Here is a 19789-nt window from a genome sequence, read left to right as displayed (position 1 = left end):
ATTCAGAATCTTGAACCGGGCCTGGACAGAAACTCCAATTCCTCAGCCGTAGACTCCCGCCCCAACACCGCATTGCGGTGCGGAAATCTTCCAAAACGGGCAATCACCTTCCGATGCCGCTCGGCATAGTCCAGGTTATCGGCAAACACCGCCCGCTCCGATTCCGGCTGTTCAGACACCAATTCGATAAATCTGGAAACCGCCTCGTTCTGCACCGCGAGGTTCTCGCAGTGTTCGAACACCAGGTAAATGAATACGCGCTGAATCGGCTTCAACTGCCGATCAAAATCCGCCGCAACGCCTTGCGCGACGAGTTTCTGCGCGCGCAGATCACCGGAAAACGCTTTGGGGGTATTGCGATAGATCATGCGTGGCAGCTGATCGAGCAACAGCACCACCGCCAGCCAACCTTCGGGACATTGCGTCCACTCGGTCAATTCACCAGCCAGGGCCTGATCGACGAAGACCCCGAAACGCGTCTGCGCTTCGAGGTCTTGGCTGTCTCGCTTGCCGAACCACAACTTGCCCTTTTCAGCCGCTACTGCATTCGGTGATTCAGCGTGTCCGAACCACCAGTCAAGCAACGGCTGCCAGGGTGCAGTCATGTTTATTCCTTGTGGTAAGCCGTGGCGCGTGCGACTTCTTCTTTCGAGCCGAGGAACACTGCAACGCGCTGGTGCAGGCCTTCCGGCTGAATGTCGAGAATGCGCTGGTGACCATCGGTGGACGCGCCGCCGGCCTGTTCGACGAGGAACGACATCGGGTTGGCTTCATACATCAGGCGCAGCTTGCCCGGTTTCGACGGCTCACGGCTGTCGCGCGGGTACATGAACAGACCGCCACGGGTCAGGATGCGGTGTACGTCGGCAACCATCGCCGCGACCCAACGCATGTTGTAGTTCTTTTTCAGTGGACCTTCTTCACCGGCCAGCAGCTCGCCGACATAGCGCTGTACCGGGGCTTCCCAGTGACGCTGGTTGGACATGTTGATGGCGAATTCCTGAGTGGTTTCAGGAATGGTGATGTCTTCGTGGGTCAGGACGAAACTGCCCATTTCACGGTCCAGGGTGAAGCCTTTGACGCCGTCGCCCAAGGTCAGCACCAGCATGGTCTGCGGGCCGTAGATCGCGTAACCGGCGGCAACCTGTTGGGTGCCTGGCTGCAGGAAGGCTTTTTCGTTCAGCGGCTCGTTCTGGCTCAGGTATTCGTTCGGGCAACGCAGTACCGAGAAGATCGTGCCGACCGGGGCGTTGATGTCGATGTTCGAAGAGCCGTCCAGTGGGTCGAAGACCAGCAGGTACGCGCCTTTCGGGTATTTACCGGGGATCTGGTAGGCATTGTCCATTTCTTCGGACGCCATGCCGGCCAGGTGACCGCCCCATTCGTTGGCTTCGAGAAGGATTTCGTTCGACAGCACGTCGAGCTTCTTCTGCACTTCGCCTTGCACGTTCTCGGTGCCCATGCTGCCCAGAACACCACCCAGGGCGCCTTTGGATACGGCGTGGCTGATCTCCTTGCAGGCACGCGCCACCACTTCGATCAAAAAGCGCAGATCGGCAGGAGTGTTGTTGCTGCGGGTCTGCTCAATCAAATAGCGACTCAAGGTAACGCGGGACATGGACGGCTCCGGTGGAATGGGGGCGGAAAACCCGCGCAGTTTACAGGGAGTCTGAAAACCTAGCGAGCGAAGACGCCGGCTAACGTGCGCCTGGGTGTATTTGCCTGTATGAGACGTGATTGTCGGTGCAGAGTTCAGGTGTCGGGTTGAGCGTAGTTCGGTTCAGCATGACCGGTTGAGGATTTTCCGTGTCTGCCCGGGCGCTTTCGCGAGCAGGCTCGCTCCCACAATGGAATGCATTTCAACTGTGGGAGCGAGCCTGCTCGCGAATGGCGCGCAGCGCCGCCATGCTCAGGTATTGGCAGGCGGTTTGCGCAACAGACTGAACGCCATCGCTCCGAGAAACGCCACGCTGAGCAACAACACCGCCCACAAGCCAAACTTCTTCCAGTTGGTCCCGGCCACCGCTGCCGTCGTCGCCGTCGAGGTCTGCGTAGCCAGCGCTTCGCCCTGCACCGTCGCCTTGCCGAGGCTCGCCAGTTTTTCTGGCTTGAAATCCGGAATCAACGTTGCCAGCGGCAGGTTCGCCGTTTTCACCGTGGCATTGCCCAAGGCCAGGCTGTACGGCCCGTCGCCGCGGGCGAGGAAAATCACTTGCGTGGCGCGCACCGCATATTTCAGGTCCGGCGCCTGCTCACCCAACCCGCCGCCGCGCTCATCCACGGTCAGCTTGAGTTGCTGCACGGTCTGCCCGGACAGCGGGATTTCGTTCTGTACCACGTCCTGATTGCTCTGGCTCAGGCGATAGAGCAAACCGCTGCTCAGTGTCTGCCACGGCAAGTTGCTCTCACGCCGACCGGCCAACGTCACCGGCGCCAGACTGTTCGGCTGTTTCAGCTCAACCTGCACCCGCTCGACATTCAGCCCCATCGGCAATTGCCAGGTGTACTCCCCGGACTTGGTGCTGCTGCCGGCTACGCTTGACGACCAGACCAAAGGCAGCGGCAGGTTGCGCGGGTCGCTGCTTTTCAGTTGCGCCGAGGTCAGGATCGGCGCCGAACCCGGCGACTCCCACAGCAGGCGCACGTAACGCGCGGTCTGCCCCGGCAGGCTCACTTGGTGCTGTTCGATGCGCTCATCGGAAAAGGTCAGCCGTGCCACTTGGCCCTCGCCCCATGACTGCCAGTGCTGCAGATCGTCGCTGGCCTCGATGCTGAAACGCTGGAAACCGTCGCGCTCGCTGGTCCAGTCGAGGATCAACTGCTGCAACGGTGCCTTGATTGCACTGGCATCCAGCAGCCAGCCGCGCAGCACTTCTTCGCCCGCCTCCAGTTGCGAGGACGGTTGCACTTCGACCAGCGTGCCGTTGATGGTCGACTGCACGCGCACGTTCGGCGCACGTTCGCTGGCGTCAGCGGCGTTGTACAGCGGGAACCACTTGACCTCGTGCAGCTTGCCGTCGTCGCGGGTCTGCGCCGATTCGCGAGCCAAGGCGTAGGCCTGCGCTTCGCCGGCGGCGTTGAACACACGCAAATCGCTGAGATCGGTCTGGCGCGCCTGCAATTGCGCGCTCAGCGGCAGGTCGAGGCGATACCACGGGCCATTGCCACTCACCGACAACGGCACCTGCGTGGCGAAGTCCGCCGGTTTTTCCTGAGCACCGGCCACCATCACCACGCCCAGCGCCAACCACCCCAGATTCAGCATGCGACTCAAGATGCAACTCCTTCGGTTTCCGGCGCGGGTTTGTCCGCCGCCGGTTCAGCCTCGACGCGTTTGGGTGGCAGCGGCGCGAAGTAGCCGACCACCAGCAGCAACACGCCAACGCCGATAAACGAGACGATCCGGGCGAGGCCGCCACGGTTGCTCAGTTCGACAAAAATCAGTTTGGCCACCACCAGCGCAATCAGCGCCGCGCCGATCAGCCACACTTCGCGGCGGTGGCGCAGATGGCCGCCGATCATCAGTCCCAGCGCCATCAACGTCCAGACGATCGACAGGCCGGCCTGCACCAGCATCGACGCGAGCAGTTGATCGACCTCGAACGGGATGCCGGCCCAGTGATGCGCAGCGCGGGTGACCAGCGCGGTGCAGAACGCGAACAGTGAAACCCCGGCGATCAGTTGCGTGGCGTGGTCGGCGTAGTCCTGGCGGATCGACAACTGCGCAACGGCGCTGCGCGACCAGATGTAAACGCCGAACAGCGCAAACAGCAGACCCAACTCCAGCGGATTAAGCAGCGGCACGTAAGGCAAGGGTTCGGCATTGCCATTGCTGACGCCATTGGCCAGCCAGAACCACGCCAGCATCAGCACCGCCAGCGGTGCCGCTGCGTACAAGCGGTACTCGCGAGCAAAAGCGGCGACCGGCCACGGCCAGTTGCGAGGTGCCGCCATCAGCAGCAGATACAGGCTCGGCAGAATCGCCCAGCCCAGCCAGCGCCAGGCGTTGTATTGCTCGGACAACAACAGCAGGCCGTAACGCAACTCCAGCGCCAGCACGCCAATCAGCAGCCAGCAACCGAGCACATGGGCGGCGCTCAACGCGCGCGCCGGCAACATCGACGCCAAGCGGCGCAAGCTGAAGAAATGCACCGCGAACAGCGCCGGCCACGCCAGCCAGCCGAAGTCGGCGGCCGGGTGGTAGCGCGACTGCCAAGCGCCGAGCAAAACCAGCGCCGCCGCCGGAATCAGCAAGGTGCAGAGCAACCCCAGCGCCGGCCACTTCAGACGCAGCGACAAAATCGTCCACAACGCCACACTGATTGCAGCGACGAACAGGAACAACGCGCCCTGCAGATCCGGCGGAGCAAACCGCAGCACTTCGCTGACCCACGCCAGCATCCACCAGGCAGCACCCCAGACCAGCAGCACCTGCGATAAGCGCTGCAAACTCCAGGCATCAAAAGCAGTGGCATGGTTGCCCAATTGCAAGCGCCACGCACCGATCAGCGCGGCCAGCCCCAGCACCAGCGGTGTCCAGAAGCCGCCATGGGCCAAGGGTTTCAATCCTTCGCTAGACAACGGCCCGAGCCATTCGGGGCCGGCGAGCACAAACGCTGCGCCGCCGATCACCTGCAACAGCAGGCCGAAAACGAAACTCAGACGCTGTTGCAGGTACAGGCTCAGCCAGATGATCAGCAAGCCGCTGGCCGCCCAGACCGCACTCGCGGTTTGCCACGGCAGCACGAACAGCACCGCCAGATTGATCAGCACCAGCCCGGCCAGCAAGATCACCGATAAGCCACGAAGCAAGCGCACATCAGCGCGCACCATCTCATCGCGAGCCGCGAGCAGCATGCCGCCGATCAAGGCCAGCCCGATCAGCGACGCACTGAGCAAACCGCTCCAACCGGCGCTGAACACCGCCGCCGATTCTTCGCCGGCACTTTGCAGGCGCAGCAGGAACAACGCGCCGCCCAGCAACTGCACGGCGAACGCGGTAAACAGGAATGTGCGCGATTGAATTCGCAAGCCAACAAACAATGTCGCCAACCCGGCCAACGCCCAACTGATCGCCGTGCCCTGGATGAACAGGAACAACGGTGCCAGCAGATACAGGAACGTCAGGCCCAGACATGCCAGCACTGGAAGCCCTTGGCGTTCCCACGGCGATGTCTGCTCAGGCGTAGCCTTGCGCAGTTGAAGGAAACTGAACAGCAGCGCGGCGCCGAGCATCAGCGCGCCCAGCGGTGCGCCGTCGAGCAGGCTGCTCTCGCCGAGCTGCAACTGGCTGAGAAACGCCAGCGCCGAACCCAGTTGCAACAACAAGGCAAAAGCGCGGGCAAACGGCCGATGCTGACGCAACCCGAGCCAGAAAATTCCCGCGCCTTCCACGGCCCACGCCGCAGAAGTCCAGCGCGCATCGAGCCCCAGCGGAATCGCCAGGCTGGCGAAAATCACTCCCAGCGCCAGGCAGGTTTCGCCCAGCAGCATCGCGCGCCCGCCCATCAAAACTTTGGCCAGCGCCATATAGATCATGCCCAGCGCCAACGCACTGAACGCCGCCGCAAATTCGAGGTGCTGCACCAGCGCAAACTGCAGACCGAAGCCAATGATCGGCGGGCCGAACAGCATGGTGCCGTCGACGTAATCACCCTTGCGTGCCGACCATTGCAGCAGCGCCTCGCGATCAGCCTCCGCCGGAGCATTCGGCAAGTCGCGCAATTTGCGCCGGGCGAAGAGCAGGCCGATGGCGAGGTACATGAGGAAAAACACAATCAGGAACGGCTCGGTGCTCCACAGCAGTTCCGGCGTGTAGGAACGCAGGCCCCAGGCGAAACCGATACCGAAGGTGCCGACGAAACCGATCAGGTTGAGCAGGCGCCAGGCCTTGAACCAGGCGATAGCAAGAATGCCGGCGTTGAGCAGAACGAAATAGCTGAACAGTGCGACGTGATTGCCTTCGCCTGTAGAGGTGAGAATCGGCGCGGCGAAACCGCCCAAAGCTGCCGCTGCGGCCAACCCCAGCGCGTCCTGGGTAATCGCCAGAATGGCCGAGAACACCGTCACCGCGACCAGCAAACCGAGTGCAGCGGACGGATCAAGCAACGGATGCAGACGCATCGCCGCAAACACCGTCAGGTACAACACCGCGATCCCGGTGCCTTGCAGCATCAATGCATAGTTGCTGTTGCGTCGGCGCAGCCACCAGCCCAGCCCAAGCAGGGCCAACGCCGCTGCCGCGACGCCGGCGTACCGCAACTCGATCGGCACCACCATGCCTTCGGTGGCGTAACGCAGCAAAAACGCCAGACCGAAAAACAGCAGCACCACGCCGACGCGCAGCACCGTGTTGCCGCCGAACAGCCAGTTGCGCGCAGCGCTGATGCCGCGTTCGATCAGGTTCGGGCCACGGGGTTCGGCGGGTTTTTGCGGTGGTGCAACGGGAGCCGGTTCGGCGCGCCAGACATCGGCCGGCAACGGCTGGCTGGTTTCGCGGGCGACGGCGGAAATCGGTTCGAGTTCGGGAGGCAGTTCCCAGATCAGTTCAGTGGTCGGGGCAGCCTGCTCAGCCACGTCGACGGGTGCGGCGACTGGCTCGGCTTCAGGTGGCGGCGCGGGCGCATGCGAGGGCGAACCCTCCAGCACAAACAGCCGCTGAGCCACGCCTTGCAAGGCTTCGCGCACTTGCTCGAGTTGGCGCTGTTGCTCCGCCGCCTGCGCGCCCAGACGCGCGATGCGCAGCATCTGGCCGATGACCAGCCCCAGCAGCGCACCCAACAGCGCACCACTGAACGACTCGTCGAGCAGTCCACCGAGCACCAGCCCGATCAACATGAACATCCATTGCATGGTCGATATCCCTAAGCAGCCCCGGGGCGGGGCGAGTCCGGCGATGGCTTCAGTCTAGGCACAAACCGTGTGGGAGCGAGCCTGCTCGCGAAGGCGGATTGTCAGCCAACATTTCTGTTTAAGTCGACGATCGCTTCGCGAGCAGGCTCGCTCCCACAGGGTACGGCGGTGACTGATGCCTTTTAACCGGTGCTCAGTATATCGATACGGCCCAACAAACGTTGGGCCTTGCGCAGATTTGTCGCGGAAAGTTACTCCAGTGCTTTCCAGATATCCGTGGCGTACTCGCGAATCGTCCGGTCGGAAGAGAACCAGCCCATCCGCGAGGTGTTGAGCACCGCCGAACGCCACCAGTTCTGCGAATCATGCCAGTGCGCATCAACACGCTTCTGCGCTTCCCAGTAGGAGTCGAAGTCGGCGCAGACCAGGAAGCGGTCATAGTCGATCAGCGAGTCGATCAACCCGGTGTAACGCGAGGTATCGTCCGGCGAGAACACACCGCTGCGAATCGCTTGCAGCACATCGTTCAAACGATGGGAGGCGGCGATGTCGGGTACGGCACTGAACTCGTGGTTCTGCTTGCGCGCTTCAACCTGTTGCGCACTGAGACCGAAGATGAACATGTGCTCGGCACCGATGCGCTCGCACATTTCCACGTTGGCACCGTCGAGGGTGCCGATGGTCAGCGCGCCGTTGAGGCCGAACTTCATGTTGCTGGTACCCGACGCCTCGAAACCGGCAGTGGAAATCTGCTCGGACAGGTCTGCCGCCGGGATGATGCTCTCGGCCAGGCTGACGTTGTAGTTGGGCAGAAACACCACTTTCAGCAGGCCGCGCACGGTCGGGTCGTTGTTCACCACCCGAGCGATGTCGTTGGTCAGCTTGATGATCAGCTTGGCCTGGTGATAACTCGCCGCCGCTTTACCGGCGAAGATCTTCACCCGTGACACCCAGTCGACTTCCGGCTCGGCACGAATCGCTTGGTACAACGCCACGGTGTGCAGCAGGTTGAGCAACTGGCGTTTGTATTCGTGGATGCGCTTGACCTGCACGTCGAACATCGCCGCCGGGTTGACCGCAATCCCCAGGCGCTCGTGAATCAGATAGGCCAGCGCCTTTTTGCTGTGCAAACGCTGCTCGGCGAAGGCCTTGCGGAACGCAGTTTTCTCAGCGAACGGCTCGAGCTCGAGCAGGCGTTCTTCGGGATGGTCGAGCACGTCCGGGCCAAGGGCATCGACCAGCATTGAGGTCAGTTCCGGGTTGGCCTGATACAACCAGCGGCGGAAGGTGATGCCGTTGGTTTTGTTGTTGATTCGTTCCGGGTAGAGCTTGTGCAGTTCGGCGAATACGGTTTTGCGCATCAGTTGCGTATGCAGACCGGACACGCCGTTGACGCTGTGCGAACCGAGGAACGCGAGGTTGCCCATACGCACCCGGCGGCCGTTGTCTTCTTCGATCAGCGACACTGCACGTAGCACGTCGAAGTCGTGGATGCCCTTGGCCCGCAACGAGTCGATGTGCTGCGCGTTGATCAGGTAAATGATCTGCATGTGCCGGGGCAGCATGCGTTCCATCAGCCCCACCGGCCAGGTTTCCAGCGCTTCCGGCAGCAGCGTGTGGTTGGTGTACGACAACGTATCGACGGTGACTTGCCATGCCGCGTCCCATGCGACGTCGTAGACGTCGACGAGTTGGCGCATCAGTTCGGCCACGGCGATTGACGGGTGAGTGTCGTTGAGTTGGATCGCCGCGTGATCACCGAGGGTCAGCACCGAGGTGTGCATGTTGCGGTGACGGCGCAGCAGATCCTGCAGCGAGGCGGCGACAAAGAAGTATTCCTGACGCAGGCGCAGCTCTTGCCCGGCTTCGGTACTGTCGGCCGGATAAAGGACGCGGGAGATACTTTCAGCGCGGGCCACTTCCGCCACGGCGCCCAGGTGGTCACCGGCGTTGAAGCGCTCCAGATGCAGGTCTTCCATGGCGCGGGCACGCCACAGGCGCAAAGTATTGACGCTCGCCCCGCGCCAGCCGACCACCGGCGTGTCGTAGGCAATCGCCCGCACGGTTTCCGCCGGCGACCAGACCTGACGAGTCTTGCCCGAGGCATCGGTGACGGTTTCGACGCTGCCGCCGAAGCCGATCGGGTACACCACTTCCGGCCGCTCGAATTCCCACGGGTTGCCGAAATCCAGCCAGTGCTCGGTTTGCTCCTGCTGCCAGCCATCGACAATCGCCTGACGGAACAAGCCGTGCTCATAACGAATGCCGTAGCCATGGCCGGCGATGCCGAGGGTCGACATGCTTTCCATGAAGCACGCCGCGAGACGTCCGAGGCCGCCGTTGCCGAGCGCCGCGTCGGGCTCCAGCAGGCGGATGCGCTCAAGATCCACGCCCAGTTCGGTCAACGCTTCACGGGCCACGTCGAGCAGACCGAGGTTGCTCAGGCTGTCATAGAGCAAACGGCCGATGAGAAACTCCAGCGAGAGGTAATACACCCGCTTCTGGCCTTTGCGATAGATCTGCCGGGTGTGGTCCATCCAGTGCTCGACCATGTGATCACGCGCAGCCAGGGCGATGGCTTCGAACCAGTCATGGTCGAAGGCGTGATCGGGGTCTTTGCCCACGGCGTAGGTGAGTTTGGTCAGGACGGCGTCGCGGAATGCGGCCACCTCTGCTTCGCGAACTAGTGGTTCTTGAGTCATCAACAGGACCTCGAGCGAGCGGGAATTTTCTGAGCCTAGACGGTCTGACCGGCGGTAATGGCTCTGGTTCGGCAGTATTTGCGCGGACTGTGCGCCAGTGCGACATAACCTTGGCGGATGAGCCAATGAATGCAGGGGCCGTGCCGTCCTGTCGGGCAAAATGCGGCGGCTGCGAAAATATCCGGCGAAAGGTTGTTCAAAATTCCACCACTCCCGGTATGATCGCGCGCCCTGATGCATACACGCCTGGTAACTCCCGATGATGAAGCCCAACCTGATCGCCGCCGCCGAGATTGACCGTCTCGATACGTGGGCCAAATACTCGGCGCCGATGTGCGGCTCGTGCATGTCCAGCTGCTGCACGCTGCCGGTCGAGGTCAAGATCAAGGATCTGGTACGCATTGGTGTGGTCGATGAGTTCGAATTGGGCGATCCGCCGAAGAACATCGCCAAGCGTCTGCAAAAGGAAGGTCTGGTCGAGCGCTTCAATCAGAAGTCGGGAATCTTCACCCTTCAGCGCATGAGCAACAACGACTGCTATTACCTGGATCGTAAAACCCGCCTGTGCACCATTTATGACAAGCGCCCGGACACCTGCCGCAACCACCCGAAAATCGGCCCGCGGCCTGGGTATTGCGCATACAAGCCAAAGGAAGTCGAGCGCGTGCAGAATTTCCGCGCGATCGAGAAGTTCTGATCGGTCTTGAGATTTTCAGCGGCTGACCGGCCGCCATCGCTGGCAAGCCAGCTCCCACAATGATTGTGGTCGAACACATATTTTATATACGACCCAAAACCCCGTGGGAGCTGGCTTGCCAGCGATGGGGCCAGCAAAAATATCGTTTAAACCCCAGACAAACAAAAACGCCCCCGGTCTCGCGACCGGGGGCGTTTTCTATTCCAGGGCTGAATTACGCCTTGGCTTTCTTGGCAGCGCGGGTACGCTCGCTTTCGTCGAGGATCTTCTTGCGAAGACGGATCGACTTAGGCGTGACTTCGCACAGCTCGTCTTCCTGGATGTATTCCAGAGCCTGTTCCAGGGTGAAGCGAACAGGTGGGACCAGAGCGATGGTCTCGTCTTTACCCGAAGCACGCATGTTGTCGAGCTTCTTGCCTTTGGTTGGGTTCACACCCAAGTCGTTGTCACGGCTGTTCTGACCAACGATCTGACCGTTGTAGATCTCCTGGCCGTGTTCTACGAACAGCTTGCCACGAGCCTGCAGGGTTTCCAGCGAGTAGGTCAGAGCCTTGCCGGTTTCAACCGAAACCAGAACGCCGTTCTGACGGCCGGACATGTGGCCCGACTTCACTGGAGCGTAACGGTCGAAGATGGAGGTCAGGATGCCAGCACCGTTGGTCAGGGTCAGGAACTGGTTACGGAAACCGATCAGACCGCGAGCAGGGATGTTGTATTCCAGGCGAACACGGCCCTTGCCATCCGGCACCATGTTGCTCAGGTCGCCCTTACGCAGGCCCATCTCTTCCATGACCTTGCCCTGGGATTCTTCAGGGATGTCGATGGTCACGTTTTCGAACGGTTCCTGCTTCACGCCGTCAACTTCACGGATGATCACTTCAGGACGGCCCAGGGCCAGCTCGAAGCCTTCGCGACGCATGGTTTCGATCAGTACCGAGAGGTGCAGCTCACCACGGCCGGAAACCTTGAACTTGTCAGCCGAGTCGCCTTCTTCAACGCGCAGTGCAACGTTGTACAGCAGCTCTTTGTCCAGACGATCCTTGATGTTACGGGAGGTCACGAACTTGCCTTCTTTACCGCAGAATGGCGAGTCGTTTACCTGGAAGGTCATGGAAACGGTTGGCTCGTCAACGGTCAGCGGCTTCATCGCCTCGACGGTGTTGATGTCGCACAGAGTGTCGGAGATGAACAGCTCGTCGAAGCCGCTGATGCAGACGATGTCGCCGGCTGCTGCTTCGTCAACGTCAATGCGGTGCAGACCGTGGTGACCCATCAGCTTCAGGATACGACCGTTGCGGCGCTTGCCGTCGGCGCTGATAGCGACAACCGGAGTGTTCGGCTTGACGCGACCGCGAGCGATACGGCCAACACCGATAACACCCAGGAAGCTGTTGTAATCCAGAGCGGAGATCTGCATCTGGAACGGACCGTCACGGTCAACGGCCGGAGGCGGAACGTGGTCGACTACCGCCTGGTACAGCGGAGTCATGTCTTCCGCCATGGCGGTGTGGTCCAGACCGGCAATACCGTTCAGGGCCGAAGCATAAACAACCTGGAAGTCCAGCTGTTCTTCGGTCGCACCGAGGTTGTCGAACAGGTCGAAGATCTGGTCCAGAACCCAGTCCGGACGCGCGCCTGGACGGTCAACCTTGTTGATTACCACGATCGGACGCAGGCCGGCTTCGAAAGCCTTCTTGGTCACGAAACGGGTTTGCGGCATAGGGCCGTCTTGAGCGTCAACCAGCAGCAGAACAGAGTCGACCATCGACATTACGCGTTCAACTTCGCCGCCGAAGTCGGCGTGGCCCGGGGTGTCCACGATGTTGATGTGGTAGCCGTTCCAGTTGATGGCGGTGTTCTTCGCCAGAATGGTAATACCGCGCTCTTTTTCCTGGTCGTTGGAGTCCATCACGCGCTCGTCGTTGAGCTCGTTGCGCTCCAGGGTGCCGGATTGACGCAGGAGTTTGTCTACCAGGGTGGTTTTACCGTGGTCAACGTGGGCAATGATGGCGATGTTGCGTAGATTTTCGATCACTTGTGTATCTCGATCAGAGGATTCGGTTTGCTGACAAGTCATGGCAGCGATTAGCAGTAGTGTCCGGCATGGCCGTTACAGCTTGACGGCGGTGTCGGGGGGCCGGTGACGCAGGCCACAGGCAAACAGCCCCGGGCACTTAGCTCGGTCGATAAACGCGCACATTGGCATGCCCCTCACTGAGCAAATGGTGGGCATGCAGGCGACTCATCACGCCTTTGTCGCAATACAGCAGGTACTGGCGAGTAGGGTCCAGTTCCTTGAAACGTGCGTTCACTGCATAGAACGGCATCGTCTGTACCTCTATGCCGGCGAGTTCCAGCGGGTCATCCTCGGCGGCATCCGGGTGACGGATGTCGATCACGATCTGACCGGCCAGCGCTTCGCTGACTTCTTCAATCTGCAAATCCTGGCCCAATTCGTCGATTACCCGATCGATCGGCACCAGTTTGGCGTTGGCGAGCGCGCGCTCGAGTACCGCCATGTCGAATTCTTTCTCTTCGTGCTCAACCCGGCCACGTTTGGCGGCGGTCTTGGGGTTGACCGAAATCACGCCGCAATATTCCGGCATGTGCCGGGCAAAATCGGCGGTACCGATCTCGTTGGCGGTGTCGATGATGTCCTGCTTGTGCGCGACGATCAGCGGGCGCAGCACCAGTTTGTCGGTCACGCAGTCGATCACCGACAGGTTCGGCAGCGTCTGGCTCGACACCTGGGAGATCGCTTCACCGGTCACCAGCGCATCGATGTGCAAGCGTTCGGCGATCTCGGACGAGGCGCGCAACATCATACGCTTCAAAACCACGCCCATATGACTGTTATCGACTTTGCCGAGAATTTCGCCCAGCACTTCCTCGAACGGCACACTGACAAATAGCACGCGTTGCGAGCTGCCGTACTTCTTCCAGATGAAGTGCGCGACTTCCATCACGCCCAATTCGTGGGCACGCCCGCCGAGATTGAAGAAGCAGAAGTGCGCCATCAGGCCGCGACGCATGATCTGGTAAGCCGCCACGGTCGAATCGAAGCCGCCGGACATCAACACCAGCGTCTGCTCCAACGCGCCGAGCGGATAGCCGCCGATGCCGTTGTGCTGGCTGTGGATCACGAACAACCGTTTGTCGCGAACTTCGATACGGACTTCGATTTGCGGCGCTTTGAGGTCGATTCCGGCCGCACCGCACTCGCGACGCAGCTTGCTGCCGACATATTTTTCCACGTCCATCGAGCTGAACGCATGCTTGCCTGCACGCTTGCAGCGTACCGAGAAAATCTTCCCGGCCAGCGCATCGCCGTAGTGCTGTTTGCACTTCTCGGTGATGTCGTCGAAGTCACCCAGCGGGTACTCGTCGATCTGCAGAAAGTGCGCGATGCCCGGCATGCAGGTCAGGCGCTCGCCCATCTCTTTCAAGGCTTTGGGGTCGGTAACGCGGGTTTCCAGCTCGAGGTTGTCCCACACGCCGTTCACCACCACGGCCGGGTCCAGGTCACGGAGCACGGTGCGGATGTTCTTGGCCAACTGGCGGATGAATTTCGTCCGGACAGGTCGGCTTTTGATGGTGATCTCGGGGAAGACTTTTACGATAAGTTTCATGAAAACAGCGCGCGAACGGCCAGCCGAAAAAGGGGGCGCGGATTATAGCGGAAATTGCTCAAGGTTTAACCAGTTAATGTGCAGAAGGTTTTGCGCGCACCAAAACAGGTCATTTCTGGAATTAAACGCAACATTACGGGGCGAGATTTGTCGATTCAGTTGCCCGCGCACCTTAATAAGCGTGAATTTGGGGCAAAAAACCCATGCTGGGGCACTGGCATGCAATTTGCTCCCTTGTGAGGCAGGTTGCCTTGGCAGAGTATTCGCGCCGGCATCACCATTATTAAGGGCATCCACTACCCGCCCTAATTCACCCGGAGGACACTATGTCGAAGTCGGTTCAACTCATCAAAGATCATGACGTCAAGTGGATTGATCTGCGCTTCACGGACACCAAAGGCACTCAGCACCACGTGACCATGCCGGCTCGCGATGCGCTGGATGACGACTTCTTCGAAGTCGGCAAGATGTTCGACGGCTCCTCCATCTCCGGCTGGAAAGGCATCGAAGCCTCCGACATGATCCTGATGCCGGTCGACGAAACTGCCGTGCTCGATCCGTTCACCGAAGACCCAACCCTGATTCTGGTCTGCGACATCATCGAGCCTTCGAGCATGCAAGGCTACGATCGCGACCCACGTGCGATCGCCAAGCGCGCCGAAGAGCACCTGAAAGCCACCGGTATCGGTGACACCGTATTCGCCGGCCCAGAGCCAGAATTCTTCATCTTCGACTCGGTGAAATTCAAGTCGGACATCTCCGGCTCGATGTTCAAGATCTACTCCGAGCAAGGTTCGTGGATGTCCGACCAGGACATCGAAGGCGGCAACAAGGGTCACCGTCCAGGCGTGAAAGGCGGCTACTTCCCGGTTCCACCGTTCGATCACGACCACGAAATCCGTACCGCCATGTGCAACGCACTGGAAGAAATGGGTCAGTCGGTTGAAGTTCACCACCACGAAGTCGCAACTGCCGGCCAGAACGAAATCGGCGTCAAGTTCAACACCCTGGTGAAGAAGGCCGACGAAGTTCAGACCCTGAAATACGTCGTGCACAACGTTGCCGACGCTTACGGCCGCACCGCGACCTTCATGCCGAAGCCACTGTACGGCGACAACGGTTCGGGCATGCACGTACACATGTCGATCTGGAAAGACGGCAAGAACACTTTCGCTGGTGAAGGCTATGCCGGCCTGTCCGATACCGCTCTGTACTTCATCGGCGGCATCATCAAACACGGTAAGGCCCTGAACGGCTTCACCAACCCGGCGACCAACTCCTACAAGCGTCTGGTGCCAGGCTTCGAAGCTCCGGTAATGTTGGCCTACTCGGCGCGCAACCGTTCCGCTTCGATCCGTATTCCATACGTGTCGAGCCCGAAAGCCCGCCGTATCGAAGCACGCTTCCCGGATCCGGCTGCCAACCCGTACCTGGCCTTCGCAGCACTGCTGATGGCCGGTCTGGACGGTATCCAGAACAAGATCCACCCAGGCGATGCTGCCGACAAAAACCTGTACGACCTGCCGCCTGAAGAGGCGAAAGAGATCCCGCAGGTTTGCGGCAGCCTGAAAGAAGCCCTGGAAGAGCTGGACAAGGGCCGCGCGTTCCTGACCAAGGGCGGCGTGTTCTCCGACGACTTCATCGACGCCTACATCGCGCTGAAATCGGAAGAAGAAATCAAGGTTCGCACCTTCGTACACCCACTGGAATATGAGCTGTACTACAGCTGCTGATCCGGTAGCGCTGCGTAAAGTGGCGTGACAAAAGAGGCCTCCTTCGGGAGGCCTTTTTTATTGCCTGGATTTTTAGCCCGACGATGAACCCTGTAGGAGTGAGCCTGCTCGCGATCGCGGTGGGTCATTGAAAAAATTGGCGACCGACACGACGCCATCGCGAGCAGGCTCACTCCTACAGGGGATTTGTGGTGTTTGAATGACCTCTGGATGTGTCGCCAGTTGGGCCAACAGCGCCACCTGTCCTATGCTGCTACCCATCGTTTCCAACCCCGGTCGATTTCATGGGTCGCACGCTTCTCTACATCCTGCTGCTGATCGCCCTGCCCGCCGCCGCGCAGATCTACAAGTACACCGATGCCAACGGCAACACGGCTTACAGCAATCAGCCGCCGGACGGCGTACAGGCGCAACCGCTCGAGTTGCCACCCCTCAACCGGGTCGAGCCGCAAGCACCGAGTGCGCCGCAGGGACCCACCGCAGAACAACCGCAACCACCGCGCAACGGCTATGAAGTCCTCGAGCTCGCCGGTCTGCCCACTGACGAGGCGCTGCGCGCCAACAACGGCACCTTCACGGTCAACGTCCTGATCAAACCGCGCCTGCAACCGCCGCATCAATTAAGGCTGCTACTCGACGACCAGCCTTATGGCCAGCCGAGCAACGTGCCGGTTCTGCAATTGATCAACATCGATCGCGGCGAGCATCGCCTGGCCGTGCAAGTGATCGATGGCCAGACTGTCATCCAGCAGAGCCCACCAGCGGTCTTCACCGTGCAACGGGTGCATACGCCGTGATTCGCGCGGGGCTGGCACTCATCCTGGTGTTGATGTCGACGTCCGCCTCGGCGGAGGTCTTTACCTACATCGACGCACAGGGCAACCGCGTCTATACCGACCAGCCACGCGCCAATGCCAAGCGAGTGCCGATCGCGACGAGCAATCGCATGGCGGTCCCTGCCAACACCGCAGCGCCGCTCACCACGGCGAAAAAATCCGCCGAACCAGCGCCCTTTCATTACGACATGCTGCGCATTCTGATCCCAGAGCCTGATGCCACCCTGCGCAGCAGCGCCGGCGAGCTGATCGTCAGTGTCACCAGCGAGCCCGGCCTGCAAAGCGGCCATCGTTATCGCCTGCTGCTGGATGGCAAGGCCACTGGCGAGCCCGGCGTCAGCCCGGTATTTGCACTGAGCAACATTGATCGCGGCAGCCACAGCCTTTCGATCGAAATCCTCGATGCCGACGGGCGCACCGTGGAACGCACCGCCAATCAGCCGTTCCACATGCTGCGCATTTCCCTGGCGCAGAAACGTCAGGTCAAACCCTGTGTCGCCGACGACTATGGCGTGCGCCCGGAATGCCCGCTCAAGGACAAACCTGAAGAACCGAAAAATCCATTTCTGCGCTTCTTTTAACGTCTTCCAAGCATTCGCACTCTATTGGTGCACTAAACTGCATCTCGCCCACAACCCAACCCATTTTGGTTCGAAACTTCCCGTTTGAGCTGGCTTCGTGCCATACAAACGCGCGTCAAACGCCTGTTTCAGGGCTCAAGCGCTTCTTTTCGGAGCCTTGGTTTGGTTTTTGCATTTTCCCGACATCAGCGCTTTGTTCTCGCGCACGCCTTGCTCCAAAAGGGGTCCAGATGACCATAAGCGACGCTATTCACCGTTTGCTGCTCGACAACCTGACCACGGCGACCATCCTGCTCGACGCCGAACTGCGTCTGGAGTACATGAACCCGGCGGCGGAAATGTTGCTGGCCGTCAGCGGTCAGCGCAGCCATGGCCAGTTCATCAGTGAGCTGTTCACCGAGTCTCCCGAGGCGCTCAATTCCCTGCGCCAGGCGGTTGAGCAGGCGCACCCGTTCACCAAGCGCGAAGCAATGCTCACCGCCCTCACCGGCCAGACCCTGACTGTGGATTACGCGGTCACGCCGATTCTGAGCAACGGCGCGACCTTGCTCTTGCTCGAAGTGCACCCGCGTGACCGCCTGCTGCGGATCACCAAGGAAGAGGCGCAGCTGTCCAAGCAGGAAACCAGCAAAATGCTGGTGCGCGGCCTCGCCCACGAAATCAAGAATCCTCTCGGCGGCATCCGTGGTGCCGCGCAGCTGCTGGCGCGCGAGCTGCCGGAGGAAAGCCTGCGCGATTACACCAATGTGATCATTGAAGAGGCCGATCGCCTGCGTAATCTGGTCGATCGCATGCTCGGCTCGAACAAATTGCCCTCGCTGGCCATGTGCAACGTTCACGAAGTCCTCGAACGCGTCTGCCAACTGGTGGAAGCCGAAAGCCAGGGCTGCATCACTCTGGTGCGCGATTACGATCCGAGCATTCCCGACGTATTGATCGACCGCGAACAAATGATTCAGGCGGTGCTGAACATCGTGCGTAACGCGATGCAGGCGATCAGCAGCCAGAACGAGCTGCGTCTGGGCCGCATCAGCCTGCGCACCCGCGCCATGCGCCAGTTCACCATCGGCCACATCCGCCATCGTCTGGTGACCAAGATCGAGATCATCGACAACGGCCCGGGCATCCCGGCGGAACTGCAGGAAACCATTTTCTTTCCGATGGTCAGCGGTCGCCCGGACGGTACCGGGCTGGGCCTGGCCATTACTCAGAACATCATCAGTCAGCACCAGGGCCTGATCGAGTGTGAGAGCCATCCAGGCCACACCACCTTCTCGATCTTCCTGCCACTGGAACAAGGAGCCACATCGACATGAGCCGTAGTGAAACCGTGTGGATCGTCGATGACGACCGTTCTATCCGTTGGGTCCTGGAAAAGGCCTTGCAACAGGAAGGCATGACCACCCAGAGCTTCGACAGCGCCGACGGCGTGATGAGTCGTCTGGCCCGGCAGCAGCCGGACGTGATCATTTCCGATATCCGCATGCCCGGTGCCAGTGGTCTGGATCTGCTGGCGCGGATTCGCGAACAGCACCCACGGCTGCCGGTCATCATCATGACCGCTCACTCCGACCTGGACAGCGCTGTCGCCTCCTATCAGGGCGGCGCGTTCGAATATCTGCCCAAACCTTTCGATGTCGACGAAGCCGTTTCGCTGGTCAAGCGGGCCAATCAACATGCGCAGGAGCAGCAAGGCCTGGAAGTTGTGCCAGCCCTGACCCGCACGCCGGAAATCATCGGCGAAGCGCCGGCGATGCAGGAAGTGTTTCGCGCCATCGGGCGCCTGAGCCACTCCAACATCACCGTGCTGATCAACGGCGAATCCGGTACCGGTAAAGAGCTGGTGGCCCACGCCCTGCACCGCCACAGCCCACGCGCGGCTTCGCCATTCATTGCATTGAACATGGCGGCGATTCCCAAGGATCTGATGGAATCGGAACTGTTCGGCCACGAGAAAGGCGCGTTCACCGGTGCGGCGAATTTGCGTCGCGGTCGTTTTGAACAGGCCGACGGCGGCACGTTGTTTCTCGATGAAATCGGCGACATGCCGGCGGACACCCAGACCCGCCTGTTGCGCGTGCTGGCGGATGGCGAGTTCTATCGCGTCGGCGGCCATGTGCCGGTAAAGGTCGATGTACGCATCATCGCCGCGACCCACCAGAATCTCGAAACGCTTGTCCACGCCGGCAAATTCCGTGAGGACTTGTTCCACCGCCTCAACGTAATCCGCATCCACATCCCGCGCCTGTCGGATCGTCGCGAAGACATTCCGACCCTGGCCCGGCATTTCCTCAGCCGCGCCGCGCAGGAACTGGCGGTGGAGCCGAAGCTGCTGAAAAGCGAGACCGAGGAATACCTGAAAAACCTGCCGTGGCCGGGCAACGTGCGCCAGCTGGAAAACACCTGCCGCTGGATCACCGTGATGGCCTCCGGCCGTGAAGTGCACATCAGTGACCTGCCGCCAGAGCTGCTCAACCTGCCGCAGGATTCGGCGCCAGTGACCAACTGGGAACAGGCCCTGCGCCAATGGGCCGATCAGGCTTTGGCCCGTGGCCAGTCGAGCCTGCTCGACAGCGCGGTGCCGGCGTTCGAGCGGATCATGATCGAGACGGCGTTGAAGCACACCGCCGGGCGCCGTCGAGATGCTGCCGTTCTGTTGGGTTGGGGGCGGAACACCCTGACGCGCAAGATCAAGGAATTGGGGATGAAGGTTGATGGTGGGGATGATGAGGAGGGGGAAGAGGGTTAACCCTTAAGGA

The 19789-nt window shown here is 60.6% G+C and carries 13 protein-coding genes; 6 read left to right on the top strand and 7 right to left on the bottom strand.

Going from position 1 to position 19789, the window contains the following annotated elements; genetic code table 11:
* Positions 1–2 precede the first annotated feature (2 nt).
* The 5 genes from ACZZZ4_RS10640 to ACZZZ4_RS10620 form a co-directional block, all read right to left on the bottom strand.
* Complete coding sequence (locus ACZZZ4_RS10640) at positions 3–605, bottom strand: DUF924 family protein (RefSeq protein WP_039756613.1); 603 nt, start codon at positions 603–605, stop codon at positions 3–5.
* Positions 606–607: 2 nt separating this feature from the next.
* Positions 608–1618, bottom strand: coding sequence for a class 1 fructose-bisphosphatase (locus ACZZZ4_RS10635; protein ID WP_039756611.1), 1011 nt, complete (start codon positions 1616–1618; stop codon positions 608–610).
* Positions 1619–1909: 291 nt separating this feature from the next.
* Positions 1910–3274 carry a DUF3999 domain-containing protein gene (locus ACZZZ4_RS10630; protein ID WP_463547775.1) on the bottom strand — a complete coding sequence of 455 codons (1365 nt, stop codon included), beginning with the start codon at positions 3272–3274 and terminating at the stop codon, positions 1910–1912.
* Positions 3271–6852, bottom strand: a complete 3582-nt coding sequence (locus ACZZZ4_RS10625; RefSeq protein WP_463547774.1) for a DUF2339 domain-containing protein — start codon at positions 6850–6852, stop codon at positions 3271–3273. Before ACZZZ4_RS10625 ends, ACZZZ4_RS10630 begins: the two co-directional genes overlap by 4 nt.
* A 251-nt stretch (positions 6853–7103) precedes the next feature.
* The gene (locus tag ACZZZ4_RS10620) at positions 7104–9554 is read right to left on the bottom strand and encodes a glycogen/starch/alpha-glucan phosphorylase (RefSeq protein ID WP_463547773.1); all 2451 of its coding nucleotides are present in this window, start codon (positions 9552–9554) and stop codon (positions 7104–7106) included.
* 259 nt (positions 9555–9813) lie between these two features.
* Here ACZZZ4_RS10620 and ACZZZ4_RS10615 point away from each other — a divergent pair, with 259 nt between their 5' ends.
* Positions 9814–10251, top strand: a complete 438-nt coding sequence (locus tag ACZZZ4_RS10615; RefSeq protein ID WP_133337377.1) for a YkgJ family cysteine cluster protein — start codon at positions 9814–9816, stop codon at positions 10249–10251.
* 214 nt (positions 10252–10465) lie between these two features.
* Here ACZZZ4_RS10615 and typA read toward each other — a convergent pair whose 3' ends face one another.
* On the bottom strand, positions 10466–12286 hold the full coding sequence (typA, locus tag ACZZZ4_RS10610) for a translational GTPase TypA (RefSeq protein ID WP_016772102.1): 1821 nt from the start codon (positions 12284–12286) through the stop codon (positions 10466–10468).
* Positions 12287–12425: 139 nt separating this feature from the next.
* On the bottom strand, positions 12426–13880 hold the full coding sequence (gene thiI, locus ACZZZ4_RS10605) for a tRNA uracil 4-sulfurtransferase ThiI (RefSeq protein WP_024011233.1): 1455 nt from the start codon (positions 13878–13880) through the stop codon (positions 12426–12428).
* A 326-nt stretch (positions 13881–14206) separates the two neighbouring features.
* Here thiI and glnA point away from each other — a divergent pair, with 326 nt between their 5' ends.
* The 5 genes from glnA to ntrC all read left to right on the top strand — a co-directional run bounded on the left by glnA (position 14207) and on the right by ntrC (position 19779).
* Positions 14207–15613 carry a type I glutamate--ammonia ligase gene (gene glnA / locus ACZZZ4_RS10600; protein WP_016772104.1) on the top strand — a complete coding sequence of 469 codons (1407 nt, stop codon included), beginning with the start codon at positions 14207–14209 and terminating at the stop codon, positions 15611–15613.
* A 284-nt stretch (positions 15614–15897) separates the two neighbouring features.
* Positions 15898–16410, top strand: coding sequence for a DUF4124 domain-containing protein (locus ACZZZ4_RS10595; RefSeq protein WP_463547772.1), 513 nt, complete (start codon positions 15898–15900; stop codon positions 16408–16410).
* Between the two features lie 32 nt (positions 16411–16442).
* On the top strand, positions 16443–17030 hold the full coding sequence (locus tag ACZZZ4_RS10590) for a DUF4124 domain-containing protein (protein ID WP_463549268.1): 588 nt from the start codon (positions 16443–16445) through the stop codon (positions 17028–17030).
* Between the two features lie 230 nt (positions 17031–17260).
* Positions 17261–18346, top strand: a complete 1086-nt coding sequence (glnL, locus tag ACZZZ4_RS10585) for a nitrogen regulation protein NR(II) (RefSeq protein ID WP_039756599.1) — start codon at positions 17261–17263, stop codon at positions 18344–18346.
* On the top strand, positions 18343–19779 hold the full coding sequence (ntrC, locus tag ACZZZ4_RS10580) for a nitrogen regulation protein NR(I) (RefSeq protein WP_039756597.1): 1437 nt from the start codon (positions 18343–18345) through the stop codon (positions 19777–19779). Before glnL ends, ntrC begins: the two co-directional genes overlap by 4 nt.
* Positions 19780–19789: the final 10 nt, after the last annotated feature.

The sequence above is a fragment of the Pseudomonas sp. AC252 genome, from assembly GCF_979258105.1.
Note: the sequence above shows the minus strand (reverse complement) of the source record. Positions and strands in the feature narration are given on the sequence as shown.